Here is a 15,469-nt window from a genome sequence, read left to right as displayed (position 1 = left end):
TTTACTCAGGTAATTTAGTGATCAAGTTTTGTAAAATAGCCTTAGGGACTAAAGGCTCAAGCTCGTCTATACATTGTAGGCTTTGTGGTGAGTGATTATCTATCATAAGCTCACATAGTGTATAAAGATATTGTGGGTTACCATTAGCTTGATAAGCGCGGTTAAAAGCATCACTAGCCGCGGCAATATTCGTTGGGGTGAGTGCAACACCGTACACATACCAAAAATGCCCGTTATTGGGCTCAAGGTCTGTTGCTTTTTCTAAGCTGATAAGTGCTGGTTGGATTTGTTTCAATCGAACTTGGACAAGTGCTCGACTAAAATATAGTGTGCCTGAGCTCGGTTGTGCAGCAATTCCTTGTTCTAATATTTGTATTGCATTTTTTTCATTACCTTGCGCGCGATAAAGTTCTGCAAGATTAATATAAGCAGGTGCAAAGTTTGGTTGAACTTTAATAGCGTTGAGATAACTTGCTTCTGCTTTATTCATTAGCCCCTGATTTACGTACAAATTACCTAAGTTAGTTTGTGCAAAACCTCTGTCAGCATTAAATGTTAATGTCTCTACATATTCAGCTAATGGATTTTGCAGTAATTCTTGCTGCTTTTTAGTCAGTTCGGGCCAATAATTTGCGAGCGCCGCAGCAGCTTGGATTCTTACTGCTAAAACATTGTCGTTCAACAGTGAAGCAATCATTTGCCAATGTTCGTTGGCTGTGTAAGAGCGACTAGCTTCTATAGCGGCAAGTCGTAACATCTCGTTCTCGTGCTTAACTGCTCGCGTAATGGCTACAACAGAGGTACTTCCAGGGTATTGAGCTAAACGCTCAACAGCAGCTGCACGAATAATATTGGCTTGCTGCTGGTCTTGAGACAGATAAGATAAGCTATCAACAGCTTGTGGTTTGCCGGCCCTAGCACTGGCAAATGCATTGCTAAAATGTTGTGATTGTAAGGTGTTTAACTTCGGGTACCAATTATTTGAATGGGTTACTGCCCAGTCAATAGACTTATCTTGATGGCATTGATTACATGCATTTGGAGAGCCGAACCTTAGTGTATTTGCAGGCTTTGGAATGCTGAAGCTGTGGTCACGCCTATCGTCAATTTGCATATAAGTGGTTTCTGGCATGTGGCAATTAACGCACAGAGCGCCAGCGTTACTATCGTGATTATGATGTTTTTTATTATCAAATTCAGAGGAGTTATGACATTGGCTACAAAGTGCATTACCTTCTAAATTGATTTCGGTTGAATGGGGGTTATGGCAATCACTACACACGACACCATTTTTATGCATTTTTGATTGTAAGAACGAACCGTAAACATAATTTTCATCATACACTTGACCATCATCATAGTATTGAGCTTGTGCGATCAGATTTAGTTGATAGCGATCGCCAAATGGCTGGTCGACAAGTGAATTGCTGTCGTTAATTTGTAAACGACGACTATGGCATTGAGCGCAGGTTTGTAATTGCTGGGTAGCTACAAAACCGTTAGGTTTGGCGGTAGTTGCAGCTCCGCTTGATTGGGTCCAGCTTTGTACGGATTTTGAAAGATCGCGTGTAAAGCCGAATTTTTGTAAGGGGTATAACTTTAGCTCAGCATTGTCTGCAACAGCTACTTGTTTCGTATGTTTTTCGGCCCATACAAGGTGATCGCTTGCTGGGCCATGGCAGGCTTCACAACCCACGTTTATTTCTGAAAATTGCGTACTAAAAGAATCAGTTGCTTGATCGTAATTTTTTTTAACATTGGTTGAATGGCAATCAGCGCACATATAATTCCAATTTTGGCCCACATTAAGCCAATAAAAATCTTGATGCTGCTTACTATTCTCGGGGTAAAGAAAAAACCATTTTTGGCCGCCATCTTTTATTGTTCTATTGTCCCAAGCAAACGGAATAAGTTGAACTCGGCCATCTTCAAATTCAACCATGTATTGCTGCAGAGGATAGTAGCCAAAAGTATAGCTAATTTTATAATCGGTAAGTTTGCCGTTTCGATTCGCTAATTTAACCCAGTAATGCCCATCTTTAATAAAAAATTCTGCCTTCTCATCACCATGATTGATGCTAACTTGATCAAAGTCGCCAAACACGCTTTCCTCGTTTGCATGCTTCATCGCCATGTCGTGATCTGATCCTTTCCAAGCATCAAATACTTGCTGGTGACAGGTTTTGCAGTTAAATGATCCTACAAAGTCAGCAGCATTGGCTACAGGTAAGTAGACCCAAGTTAACATTAAGTTTGTAAGTGCAATGACTACCAATTTATTTTTAAAGGTTTTAATTGTTAAGTCCTTTTTACAGAGTCTAAAAATCCTAGATTGGTCAAACTCTAGTTTTAAATCAGATCTAGCAAAGCCAGAGATAAACGTATTATTAAGTTAGCAATTAAAATGGGCTGTTAATTGTATTTGCAATCGAACTGATGATTAAATCAACAACGTTTTAAAGACTAACATCGCTGATCATTACGCTGTTGTCTATTGGTACAGTGATTAAAGCGTGTTTATTTTGTGCGCTGCAACACAGGCAACTAACTCAAACTATGCTCATAACAATAAAGCGGTTACAGTCTATTGCTTAGTGTTTGCTGCAACAATATCGACAATAGGACCCAAAATGCGCATAGAAGATCTAAAGTTGTTTACCATAGTCGTGGAGTTAGGGAGCTTTACCGCAGCAGCAACGGCACTTGATCTACCGCGTGCAAATGTCAGCCGTCGTATCGGTGAGCTTGAAAAATCATTAAATGCGCAACTGTTTTTTCGTACCACAAGGCAGTTAAGACTGACTCAACATGGTGAAACCTACTATCACGATCTGTTACAAGTGCTTGATGGTTTTGAACAAGCAAAAAATAAGTTACTTGATTTAGATGAAAAGCCTATAGGTAAAGTTAAACTCGGCTTCTTACCTGAAAGCGACGAAGCCTTACAGCCAGTATTGGCAAAGTTCCAGCGCTTGTATCCAGATATTGAGCTTGACCTGCGTTTTACTAATAACTATGTCAACGATATCTACACCCAAGGGCTCGATTTCGTGGTACACGCAGGCAAAATCCAAGACTCTGGTTTTATCGCACGCAAATTATTAAGCCTTGGTCGTGGTATGTATGCTAGCCCAGACTATATTGCCCAACATGGTGCGCCAGCGACTTTGGCAGAACTTACTCAGCATCAAGCGATTTGTTACCGCTGGCCCGATGGCACATTGGATGACAATTGGGACTTAATTTCAGATAGCGTAAAAGTGAACTGCAAGTTGAGTTGTAATCATATGGGCTTTATTCGTCGCGCTATTGTTGGCGGGCAGGGCATTGGCTTTATGCCACCTTTGTTTGCGTTAGGGGCAATTGAAAGCAAAAGCTTAGTGCGGATCTTGCCTGACTATGAGTCTAAAAAAGAAGATGTATGGTTAATCTATCCTGATCGCAAGGGGATCAGTTTACCTACTCGATTATTGATTGATTTTTTATTACAAGAAATTCCTCTATACGCTGGATTGTCATAAAATTCGATACAGTCTGATGCGCTAAGGCTTGATTATCTCTAAAGGCTAAAGCCTTACACTCTCCGCAATCATACTATGTGGAGAGAGAGATGCAGATCTCACGTTCAAGCCTAACTTATCTATCGATAACCCCAATTGCTTTATTAATGCTTAATGGTTGCGGCCAAGCACCAGCAATGACCAGTCAAACCGCAAGCCAAAAAGTGGATCGTCCAGTACAGGTGATGTTATTAGATGATTCACAGCAGTCCAATGTAAGGCATTTTTCAGGGGTACTAGAGTCAAACCATACCGCACATCTGGCATTTAAGGTGGCCGGCACCATTGAACAAATTTTGGTTAATACAGGTGACAGTGTTGAACAGGGGCAAGTGTTAGCCAGACTTGAGCCCCATGATTATCAAGTCAATGTAATAGAGCTTAAGGCACGTAAAGCCGAGGCTGAAGCGGCCCATCAACTTGCCAAAGTAGAGCTTGCCAGAGTTAAACAAGCTATTGCTGATGACGCGATTTCAAAAGTGAATCTAGATCGCGCCCAAAGTGGCTATAACCGCAGTAAAGCCATGCTGCAAGTGGTTGAGCAAAACTTGCAAAAGGCTGAAGATGCACTGGCTTACACGGAATTAAAAGCGCCTTTTAGTGGCGTTATTGGCGCTAAAAACCAGCAAGCATTTGAGCAAACTGCACAGGGTAATCCTTTGTTTTCATTACACCAACTAGGTCAAATGAAAGCGGTGATAGATGTGCCAGAAAATCTAATGCATCTCTTTGAGCTTAATCCTAATGCGTTAGTGAGCTGGCAAGATCAGCCTACAGCGGTCAAGGCAAACCTCACAGCTAAAAACACCTTAGCAGATCCAATAAAGCAGACTTACCAAGTGGAATTTGGACTAAACCAAGCAGTAACAGCGTTGCCGGGGAAAACCGTTAAAGTTGAAGTTGCTTCTGGCACTGATTCCGCAAGCTTTTGTGTGCCATATGGCGCCATTACTGGTGAGCAACAACAGCACAGTGTATTCGTGATCAAACAGCATAGAGCAGTAAAAACTGCGGTTTCGGTTAACTCATTACAAGCCAATAGCGCCTGTGTGACCGGTGAGCTTGCTGTAGGCGATGCGCTTGTTACCGCAGGTGTTGACTATTTAAAAGCTGATCAAGTTGTTAGTCACACAGTAACCAAAGCGTTTAGCTATTAGGAGTAGATGATGAATTTAGCTGAATTTGCCATAAAACAGCGGGTGTTTGTGCTGTTTTTCAGTGTGCTGTGCGTCATAGTGGGTCTGATTTCCTATTTTGAATTAGGCAAACTTGAAGATCCTGCCTTCACCGTCAAAAGCGCGGTGGTGGTGACCCTTTATCCCGGTGCATCAGCCAAAGAGATTGAACAACAAGTAACCGACAAGATTGAGACTAAGCTTCAAGAGATGGGCTCAATGTGGAAACTACGCTCTTTGTCTCGACCAGGCAGCTCGATGATTTTCATTGATCTAAAAGAATCGACAAATTCAAAAGACTTGCCGCAAGAGTGGGATTTACTAAGACGTAAAATTGCCGATGTGAAACTGACTTTACCAGCCACAGCGCAAATAAGCATAGTTCAAGATGAGTTTAGTGAAGTCTACGGCATGCTATTTAGTGTTCATGGTAAAAATGCTCAGCCTGAAGAGCTAAGACAATACGCCAAAGAGCTACAGCGGCGCATCAAAACAGTGGCTGGGATCAAGAAAATTGAGCTTCATGGCGTGCAAAGCCAAGCTGTATATATTGATCTACCCGACGAGCGTCTTGCCCAATATGGTTTGTCTTCGGTGCAGGTTATCAACCAACTGGCCAGCCAAAACTTAACATTTGATAGCGGCAGCTTTGCTGCTGATCAGCAACGGATCCGCATTGATCAAAGTAGTGCGTTTAAGTCAGTAAACGACATTAAAAACCTGATTATAAAAGGCGGTGCAGGTCAGTACAGCACCGGACTTATTCGCTTAGGCGATGTCGCCGACGTCAGCTTAGGTTATAAAACACCGGCAACGAGCTTAAGCCGTTTTAATGGCGAACCGGCTATTACTTTGGCAGTGAGCCCAGTAAATGGCATCAATGTGGTCAGCCTTGGTGAAAGCTTGACGCAGATTATTGCAGATTATCAGGCAGAACTGCCTTTAGGCATAGAGATTGGCACGATTGCATTTCAGCCTGATGAAGTTGAAAAATCCATTGCCGACTTTGTGATTAATTTGCTTGAAAGTGTAGTGATAGTATTTGCTGTACTGCTGATCTTTATGGGCTTTAAAAGCGCAACCATAGTTGGCGGTAGCTTGTTGTTCACTATTTTGCTGACATTGATCTATATGTATATCGCAGGCGTAGATCTGCAGCGAGTGTCACTGGGTACCTTTATTTTGGCCTTAGGCATGCTGGTGGATAACGCAATTGTAATCACAGATCTGTTCGTAGTTAAGTTAAATCAAGGCATTGAGCGCAGCAAAGCGGCAATAGATTCGGTTAAAGAAACGGCTAAACCTTTACTGGCAGCAACTGTAATTGCGATTATGGGTTCAAGTCCAGTTCTATTCTCGCAAACCGATGCCGGTGAGTTTGCTAGCTCAGTGTTTCTGATCATCTGTTCGTCTTTGCTATTTTCATGGTTAGTTGCAGTCACCTTAACGCCATTACTTTGTTGGCTATGGATAAAGCCAACTAGCAAAAAAGAGCAAGCCGTATCTAAACCAAGTCGCTATCAAGCCGCTGTCGTTTGGACAGTGAATCACCCAGTTAAAGCTATCTCTTGGGTGATCCCACTACTGCTTGTGACTGCCTTAGCGGTGCCATATGTCGCTATCAATTTTATTCCAAGCTCAGATAGGCCAATGCTGTTTCTTGACTATTGGTTACCTAATGGTAGCAAGATAGAACAGACTTCATCTGATATGAAAAAAATTGAAGCATGGTTAATAGAACAGCCGGAAGTGACGACGATTTCAAGCTATGTAGGAGCCAGCGCACCGCGTTTTTCTGTCACGGTTGAGCCAGAGCCATTTGACTCAAGTTACGGGCAAATCGTTATCAATGTGACAGATTATGATGCCATTGCTGATTTAACCAAACGCGGTGATCTCTGGCTTGCGCAGCAGTTTCCTAACGCTGAACCGAGATTCAGAGCGCTCAAGCTAGCAACTAAAGATAAATTCAGTATCGAGGCAAGGTTTACTGGTCCAGATCCTAAAGTACTGCATCAGCTAGCCGATGAGGCGAAGCTTATTATGCAAGACAACGCCAACATTAAATATGTGCGAGACGACTGGCGCCAAATGAGCAAAGTCATCACACCTATCATTAACCAAGAACAAGCGCGTCGAGCAGGGTTGAATCGTACTGATATTTCTATGGCGATGAAACGAGCGACCGAAGGCGTGACCATAGGCACCTTAAATCAAGCTGATCAATTGATCCCTATTAGCTTTAGAAGTAGCGATGCCGATCTTAGCTCGCTTGAAACCTTGCCAGTGCGCTCAATGCTTGCAGGTCATAGTGTGCCGCTTGGGCAAGTGGTCGATGGTTTTGAACTTAAAGCCGAAGAAAGCATGATCTGGCGTCGTAACCGCGTGCCGACAATTACCGCCCAAGCTGATGTGTTTGATATCACGCCAGCACAGGCGCGTAATCAAATTAAAGACCAAATTGAAGCCATAAACTTACCGGCAGGATACGCGTTTGAGTGGGGCGGTGAGTACTATGATGAAAACCGCGCAATAAACGACACCCTAAGCCAAATGCCAAAAGCCTTGTTGATGATGGTGGTGATTATGGTGGCAATGTTTAACGGCTTTAAACAACCGGCCATTATCTTAATCACCTTACCGCTAGCGGCTATAGGCGCGACATGGACACTACTGTTACTGGATAAACCATTTGGCTTTATGGCACTGATTGGCGCGATTACGCTTTCAGGCATGATTATTAAAAATGGCATTGTATTGATGGATCAAATTGAGCTGGAACGAAGTCAAAACAAACCGTTAAAACAAGCGGTACAAGAGGCGACATTAAACCGAACCATGGCTATTTCTATGGGCGCTCTCACTACTGCGCTAGGTATGATCCCACTGTTAAGTGACCGACTATTTGATCAAATGGCGGCAACCATTATCGGCGGTCTAGCTGCGGCAACCTTGCTGTCGTTGTTTATTATGCCGGCCTTTTACTGCCTGTTTTATCGAAACTCAGATAAAGCCACAGTAACCGACAACCTTGAATTAACAGCAGAGCAGCAATTAGCTCAGGAGCAATAATTATGAAATCTTTAACACTTGCACCAATCGCTTTTGCAATATTGCTGTCGGGTTGTGCGGTAGGCCCCGACTATCAAGTGCCAACAACTAACCTTGCTAGCGAATATCTGTTTCAAGGAGCTGAAGGAACACAAGCAGGAGAGTTAAACCTTGATAATAACGCGCAGCATAACACCTGGTGGCATGGCTTTAACGATCCGGTACTTAACAAGTTGGTTGTTGATGCACAAAGCCAGTCTATACCGCTAAAAATAGCCGCAGAACGAATAAAAATGGCGCAGTCTTATCAAACCGCTATTGAATCTTTTAAAGTGCCAACGGTGAACTTAGGTGCGGGCTTTGGTAACTATCAGATTAGTGATAATGATCCGTTACTGGGCGGCGCAATCACAGCGACAAACCCCTTAACAGGAAAGGAACTTGGATTAGTCGATGATAATAACAGTGCATTTTTCGCCGGCGCGACCATAGCGTGGCAAGCCGATCTATTTGGCCAGATTGACCGCCAAGCAAATGCCGCGGCTATTCGTAAGCAGCAAGCTGAGATAATGCGTCAAGGCTTAACCACTTTGATTACCTCAGATGTGATCCATAACTATTTGCAAATGCGCGGCGCACAAGAGCGCAAACATATCGCGCTTAGCACCGTCGCAGATCAACAGCGCACCTTAGATTTGGTTAAGCTAGTGGTCAAAAGCGGTTACGGCTCAAAGCTTGATGAGGCGCAAGCCAAAGCTATGTTAGCCGCAACTCAAGCTGTAATTCCACAGCTTGAGATCGCGGAAAACGTTCATAAACAACGACTCGCTATTTTGCTGGGTGAAACACCTAAGCAAGTGATGCAAAGATTTCCCCAAACCAGCACACTGCCAAGCTTTAAAGGGGTGATCCCCACTGGTTTGCCTGCTGACTTATTGACTCGGAGGCCAGATATCAAAATAGCTGAACGGGAGATGGCAGCCCTTAACCAAGAGCATGGCGCTGCGATTGCTGCTAAATATCCTAAAGTGTATTTAACGGGCTCACCGGGAGTATTAGCCAAAGATTTTGACGATCTGTTTAGCAGTGACTCAGTGTCTTGGCTTGCTAGCGTTGGCGTGAGTTGGAACCTATTTGATGGCGGGCGAGGTGATGCCATGGTCGATCTGCAACAGGCGCGCTTCGATGCCAGTGTGCTTAAGTATCAGCATACGGTTATCGCCGCTTTTGGTGAGGTAGAAACCTTGTTACAAGGATATGGCCATAGTCAGCAATATGTCAGACTCGTGACAGAGGCTGAAGCTGAAACCAATAACGCAGTTAATAAAGCAAAATCTCTGTATAAAGCAGGCTTAACTGATTACCTGTCAATTTTAGATGCCCAGCGACAACACAACCTACTCAAAGATCGTGTCGTCGCCGCGAAATTGCAAACGGCTCACCTAACCATAGGGTTACACAAAGCGTTAGGGGGAGATTGGCAACAACCACAGCAAGGCTAGCTTGTTAAATTAGCCATAAAGCTAGTGAGTAAAAGTAGTCTATATACACTGCAACGAGTAGCGGCCTAGGTCGTTGCTCGTTTGCCCCTTCAACCCCAATCACTTAGCCGCATCTATAGCATAATTGCGTCCATAGTCACGTTCAAATAGTACAAATAAATCGCGCAATTTAGTTGCCACACTGTAAACAATTTGCGCCTTTTTGCTGAAAAGGTGCCCATGCTGTCCGTTAGACTTTACTGTAACTTTGTCGACAATTTGTTGGTTTACTGTTGACTATAATGTTTAATCTGGCTAGATTGTCGACAATCTATTAAGCACTAATATTCGAATATTTGATGACATTTTTTAACGAACAGCCTATTACCAGTGCCGATAAAACCTTTTTTCAACTACGTAAAGAGATAGTTGAAGGAGAGATAGTGCAGGGCTCAAAGTTAAGTGAAACAGAGTTGTCGACAAAATACAGTGTTAGCCGCGCGGTGATCCGAGAGGCCATTAACCGCCTCGAGGCTAGCCATTTAGTTGAACGTAAGGCCAATGTCGGCGCCAGAGTGGTGAGTTTAACTGCCGAAGGGTTACTTGAGTTATATCAAGTGCGTGAGTCGCTTGAAGGTATGGCCGCAAGACTTGCCGCATTAAATATGACCGATCAGGAAATAACCGATCTGCAATCGCTGCTAAGCAGTCACTTTAACGAAGTTAAATCCGGTGAGTCATATTATCAAGAGGCGGGCGATGTCGACTTTCATTATCGAATCATTCTGGGTAGCAAAAACAAGCATCTAATTTCAATGTTACTCGATGGCATTTATCACCTAGTGCGTATGTATCGGGTGCAACTGGGCATGAGCGGGCCAAGAGTAACCACTGCCTATGACGAGCATAAGCACATAGTACAAGCCATTTGTAATCGCGATGCTGAATTAGCTGAAATGCTGATGCGTCGCCATATTTTGTACTCAAAATCGAGCATAGAAAACAAACTAGAACACACGATGCAGTGATATTGCAGCCGATTGCTAACGCTACAATCGTTTAAAGCAGAAGGCACAGATAAACAAATTTAGTAACAGATAAAACAATTGTCAGTGAACTTGGAATATCGCCTTTAAAAAGCTGGTATTTCAAGCAAATAACTATAAGGAATACGCCATGAGCGCAGGTAAGAAGTTTCGTGAGGCATTAGCCGCCAACAAGCCGCTACAAATAGTCGGTACCATTAATGCTTATTCAGCCATGATGGCAAAGAAGATCGGTCACCAAGCCATCTATCTTTCTGGCGGCGGCGTAGCAAATGCATCATACGGCTTACCAGACTTAGGCATGACATCGTTAAACGACGTGATTGTTGATGTGCAGCGCATTACTTCAGCTTGTGACTTACCGCTAATGGTTGATATCGACACAGGTTGGGGCGGCGCATTTAATATTGCTAAAACCATTCGCGACATGGAAAAAGCCGGCGCAGCAGCGGTGCATATGGAAGATCAAGTGGCGCAAAAGCGCTGTGGTCACCGTCCAAACAAAGAGATTGTATCTACTGACGAGATGGTCGATCGCATTAAAGCCGCGGTTGATGCTCGCACCGATCCTGATTTTTTCATCATGGCGCGTACCGACTCATTTGCGCAAGAAGGGTTAGCGGCAGCAATCGAGCGTGCCAAAGCGTATGTAGCCGCAGGTGCTGACGGCATTTTTGCAGAAGCGGTGAAAACTGAAGAGCATTACCGTGCCTTTGCTGATGCTTTAGATGTACCTATCCTTGCCAATATTACTGAGTTTGGCCAAACAGAATTATGGAACAAAGAGCAACTGGGCGAGTGGGGCGCATCTATGGTGCTGTATCCGCTAAGTGCCTTCAGAGCCATGAATAAAGCGGCTGAGATGGTGTATAGCTCAATTTTAGAAAACGGCGATCAAAAAGCGGTGGTAGATTCAATGCAAACCCGCATGGAGCTATACGATTACTTGGGTTACCACGATTACGAGCAAAAGCTAGATAAGCTATTTGCTGAAGGCAAAAATCTGTAAACAAGATTGAATAGCTAACAAGTTCAATAAGCTAAAGGTTGGGAATTCAAGGTTAAAGTAAATAGTTAACCCCATAAATTGTAAACAAAAGGCAGTACCTTACAAACGTTAGCGTGATGGATAAGCGCTAACGTAATAAATATAAAAAGCCCACGGTTAACCCTGACGGGCCAACAAATAAAAGGAAGAGAGCAATGGTTGATAAAAAGTTAGGTGGAGCAGGTCTACGCGGACAAAGCGCAGGCGAAACAGCTTTATGTACAGTGGGTAAATCAGGTTCGGGATTAACCTATTGCGGTTATGACGTAGCAGATCTTGCCGATAACGCATCGTTTGAAGAAGTGGCTTATTTACTGTTTAACGGTGAATTACCTAATCAAACTCAACTTGATCACTATAAGACTGAGCTTTTCGCTCAGCGCGATCTTCCACAAGCCTTAAAAGAGGTGTTACAACGTATTCCTGCAGATGCTCACCCAATGGATGTGATGCGTACAGGTTGTTCTTTTTTAGGTAACCTAGAACCTGAAAACGACTTTAGCGAGCAAAACAAAGCGGCTAACCGCTTACTAGCAGCGTTTCCTGCCATCATGTGTTACTGGTACAAGTTCTCTCACGAAGGTGTTGAAATTGACTGTGTGACTGATGAAGATTCAATTGGTGGTCACTTTTTACACCTACTTAATGGCAAAGCGCCATCTGAGCAACACCGCCGCGTAATGGATGTGTCGCTAATTTTGTACGCTGAGCATGAGTTCAACGCATCTACCTTTACCGCTCGTGTGTGTGCATCAACTTTATCTGACATGTTCTCATGTATCACTGGCGCAATTGGTACACTGCGCGGCCCACTACACGGTGGCGCTAACGAAGCAGCAATGGATATGATCCAAAAGTTCACATCGCCAGCGGATGCCAAAGAGCAAATGGCAGGCATGCTTGCACGTAAAGAGAAGATCATGGGTTTTGGCCACGCAATTTACCGCGAGTCTGATCCACGTAACGTGATCATCAAAGCTTGGTCTGAAAAGCTAGCACATGAGTTTGGTGATACCTCACTTTACGATATCTCAGTCGCTTGTGAAGAGTTTATGTGGGACACCAAAAAGCTGTTCTGTAACGCCGACTTCTTCCATGCTTCTGCATATCACTTTATGGGCATTCCAACTAAGTTATTTACGCCTATCTTTGTTTGTTCACGCTTAACAGGCTGGGCTGCCCACGTAATGGAGCAGCGCTCAAACAACCGTATTATCCGCCCAAGCGCAGACTATACCGGTAGCGAGCCACGTCAAGTCACTCCTATCAGTGAAAGATAATCATAGTAGATGATGATAAAGGCAGTTAACACTACCTTTTGTTATCTAAGTTGCTGTAAATATGGTTTTTGTTAGGGTGAAAATATTGCAACGCTCTAGAGCTTAGAGCTCAGGACTTAGAATTTAACCCCTAGGACCTTGAAGCGAAGCGCCCTCGAACAATTACGACAAAATTGGAACGCCTTATGACCCAATTAAATACCCAATACCGCAAAGCATTAGCGGATACCGAGCTTGATTATTTTGACACCGAAGCGGCCGTGAATGCTATTAGCCCAGGTGCTTACGCCAAGCTGCCTTATTGCTCTCGTGTTTATGCCGAGAACCTAGTACGTCGCTGCTCGCCAGACACATTAACCGCTAGCCTAAAACAGATAATCGAACGTAAACGTGATTTAGATTTTCCTTGGTATCCTGCAAGAGTGGTTTGCCACGATATTCTCGGCCAAACCGCACTAGTGGATTTAGCAGGTTTACGTGATGCTATCGCAGAAAAGGGCGGCGACCCTTCAAAAGTAAATCCAGTGGTGCCGACCCAGTTGATTGTGGATCACTCACTTGCGGTAGAACATGCTGGTTTTGAAAAAGACGCATTTGAAAAAAATCGCGCCATTGAAGACAGACGTAACGATGATAGATTCCACTTTATCAATTGGACCAAAACAGCCTTTGAGAACATTGATGTGATCCAGCCGGGTAACGGCATTATGCATCAAATTAACTTAGAGAAAATGTCGCCAGTTGTGCAAGCACGCGACGGCGTAGCCTTTCCAGATACGTTAGTTGGCACCGACAGCCATACACCGCACGTGGATGCCTTAGGCGTAATCGCTATCGGTGTAGGTGGCCTTGAAGCCGAAAGTGTAATGCTAGGTCGACCATCTTATATGCGTTTGCCGGATATTGTAGGCGTAGAGCTGGTGGGCGAGCGTCAAAGCGGCATTACCGCCACTGACATTGTACTGGCAATCACCGAGTTTTTACGTAACGAAAAAGTCGTTTCGACTTATCTTGAGTTCTTTGGCGAAGGTGCAAGCAACTTAACTCTTGGCGATCGCGCAACCATCTCTAACATGACCCCAGAGTTTGGTGCCACAGCAGCCATGTTCTATATCGATGAAAAAACCATTGATTACTTAAAGCTAACTGGCCGTGACGACAAGCAAGTTAAGCTGGTGGAAACCTATGCTAAACAAGCTGGCCTGTGGGCGGATAGCCTAAAAGACGCCGAATATGAGCGTGTGCTGCGTTTTGATTTATCAAGCGTAGGCCGCAACATAGCAGGGCCGTCTAATCCGCATCGCCGTGTATCAACAGCTGACTTAGCAGATAAGGGCATAAGTGCGCCTTACGCCAACAAAGCGGAAGAAGAAGCAGGCTTAATGCCAGATGGCGCGTGTATTATTGCCGCCATTACCAGTTGTACCAATACCTCTAATCCACGAAACGTAATTGCCGCAGGCCTACTTGCCCGTAACGCCAATGCCAAAGGCTTAACCCGTAAGCCTTGGGTGAAAACCTCATTAGCACCCGGCTCAAAAGCAGTGCAACTGTATTTAGAAGATGCCAACTTACTGCCAGAGCTTGAAGCCCTTGGCTTTGGTATCGTCGGCTTTGCATGTACTACCTGTAACGGCATGAGCGGCGCGTTAGATCCGGTTATTCAGCAAGAAGTTATCGATCGCGATCTGTATGCCACCGCGGTACTCAGTGGTAATCGTAACTTCGATGGTCGTATTCATCCATACGCCAAGCAGGCGTTCCTTGCATCGCCGCCTTTAGTGGTTGCCTACGCCATTGCCGGTACGATTCGCTTTGATATTGAAAAAGACGCTTTAGGCCAAGACGAACACGGCAATGATATTTTACTCAAAGATCTGTGGCCATCAGATGAAGAGATTGATGCAGTTATTGCCCAGAGCGTAAAACCAGAGCAGTTCCGCCAAGTGTATGAGCCGATGTTTGATATCAAAGTTGAATATGGCACCAACACTAACCCTCAATATGAATGGCGTCCACAAAGTACTTATATTCGTCGTCCGCCATACTGGGAAGGGGCGTTAGCAGGCGAGCGCACCATGAAAGGCATGCGTCCGTTAGCGGTACTGGGTGACAACATTACCACCGATCATCTTTCACCATCCAATGCCATTATGCTCGACAGTGCAGCAGGTGCCTATTTACATAAAATGGGCTTACCTGAGGTGGACTTTAACTCTTATGCCACCCACCGCGGCGATCACCTAACCGCGCAACGTGCGACTTTTGCTAACCCTAAGTTGTTTAACGAAATGGTGACCCAAACTGGCCGTAATGGTGAAGTTGAAGTCAAACAAGGTTCTTATGCTCGCATAGAACCAGAAGGTGTTGAATCGCGCATGTGGGAAGCGATTGAAACCTACATGGAGCGTAAGCAACCGCTGATCATCATTGCAGGTGCTGATTACGGCCAAGGCTCAAGTCGTGACTGGGCCGCAAAAGGGGTGCGCCTAGCGGGTGTTGAAGTGATTGTAGCCGAAGGTTTTGAGCGTATTCACCGTACTAACCTTGTAGGTATGGGCGTATTACCGCTGGAGTTTACTCAAGGTGACAGCCGCCATACTTATCAAATTGACGGTACCGAAACCTTTGACGTACATGGCGAACGAACGCCGGGCGCATTGCTAACCGTGATCATGACTCGCCGAAATGGTGAAACCGTTGAGATCCCAGTTAAGTGCCGACTCGACACCTTAGATGAAGTCTCTATCTACGAAGCTGGCGGCATACTGCAACGCTTCGCCCAAGATTTTTTAGAGTCTTCAACTTAGTGAGGAGTCTTCAGCTAG

9 protein-coding genes are annotated in these 15,469 nt (G+C 44.5%); 8 read left to right on the top strand and 1 reads right to left on the bottom strand.

All coding sequences use genetic code 11. From position 1 onward, the window contains the following. Nucleotide 1: 1 nt before the first annotated feature. Nucleotides 2–2,248, bottom strand: a complete 2,247-nt coding sequence (locus tag L884_RS0112600) for a multiheme c-type cytochrome (RefSeq protein ID WP_051435628.1) — start codon at nucleotides 2,246–2,248, stop codon at nucleotides 2–4. Nucleotides 2,249–2,630: 382 nt separating this feature from the next. Between L884_RS0112600 and L884_RS0112595 the strand changes: the two genes are divergently transcribed. The 8 genes from L884_RS0112595 to acnD all read left to right on the top strand — a co-directional run bounded on the left by L884_RS0112595 (nucleotide 2,631) and on the right by acnD (nucleotide 15,451). Continuing rightward, complete coding sequence (locus L884_RS0112595) at nucleotides 2,631–3,521, top strand: LysR family transcriptional regulator (RefSeq protein WP_028767843.1); 891 nt, start codon at nucleotides 2,631–2,633, stop codon at nucleotides 3,519–3,521. Between the two features lie 89 nt (nucleotides 3,522–3,610). Then, nucleotides 3,611–4,717 (top strand): efflux RND transporter periplasmic adaptor subunit, encoded by a 1,107-nt coding sequence (locus L884_RS22055; protein ID WP_037410882.1) that lies wholly within the window; start codon nucleotides 3,611–3,613, stop codon nucleotides 4,715–4,717. Nucleotides 4,718–4,726: 9 nt separating this feature from the next. Further along, entirely contained in the window at nucleotides 4,727–7,807 is a 3,081-nt protein-coding gene (locus L884_RS22050) for an efflux RND transporter permease subunit (RefSeq protein WP_211239199.1), read from the top strand. A gap of 2 nt (nucleotides 7,808–7,809) precedes the next feature. Then, nucleotides 7,810–9,288 carry an efflux transporter outer membrane subunit gene (locus L884_RS0112580; protein WP_028767842.1) on the top strand — a complete coding sequence of 493 codons (1,479 nt, stop codon included), beginning with the start codon at nucleotides 7,810–7,812 and terminating at the stop codon, nucleotides 9,286–9,288. 338 nt (nucleotides 9,289–9,626) lie between these two features. Then, a complete protein-coding gene (locus L884_RS0112575) occupies nucleotides 9,627–10,295 on the top strand; it encodes a GntR family transcriptional regulator (protein ID WP_028767841.1) in 669 nt (222 codons plus the stop codon). Nucleotides 10,296–10,443: 148 nt separating this feature from the next. Then, nucleotides 10,444–11,322 (top strand): methylisocitrate lyase, encoded by an 879-nt coding sequence (prpB, locus tag L884_RS0112570; RefSeq protein ID WP_028767840.1) that lies wholly within the window; start codon nucleotides 10,444–10,446, stop codon nucleotides 11,320–11,322. 194 nt (nucleotides 11,323–11,516) lie between these two features. After that, entirely contained in the window at nucleotides 11,517–12,641 is a 1,125-nt protein-coding gene (prpC, locus tag L884_RS0112565) for a bifunctional 2-methylcitrate synthase/citrate synthase (RefSeq protein WP_028767839.1), read from the top strand. A gap of 185 nt (nucleotides 12,642–12,826) precedes the next feature. Further along, nucleotides 12,827–15,451 (top strand): Fe/S-dependent 2-methylisocitrate dehydratase AcnD, encoded by a 2,625-nt coding sequence (gene acnD, locus L884_RS0112560; protein ID WP_028767838.1) that lies wholly within the window; start codon nucleotides 12,827–12,829, stop codon nucleotides 15,449–15,451. The last annotated feature ends 18 nt before the right edge of the window (nucleotides 15,452–15,469 follow it).

This window comes from Shewanella fidelis ATCC BAA-318, assembly GCF_000518605.1.
GTDB lineage: Bacteria > Pseudomonadota > Gammaproteobacteria > Enterobacterales > Shewanellaceae > Shewanella > Shewanella fidelis.
The sequence above is the reverse complement of the archived record's forward strand: the minus strand, read 5'-3'. Positions and strand labels throughout refer to the sequence as shown.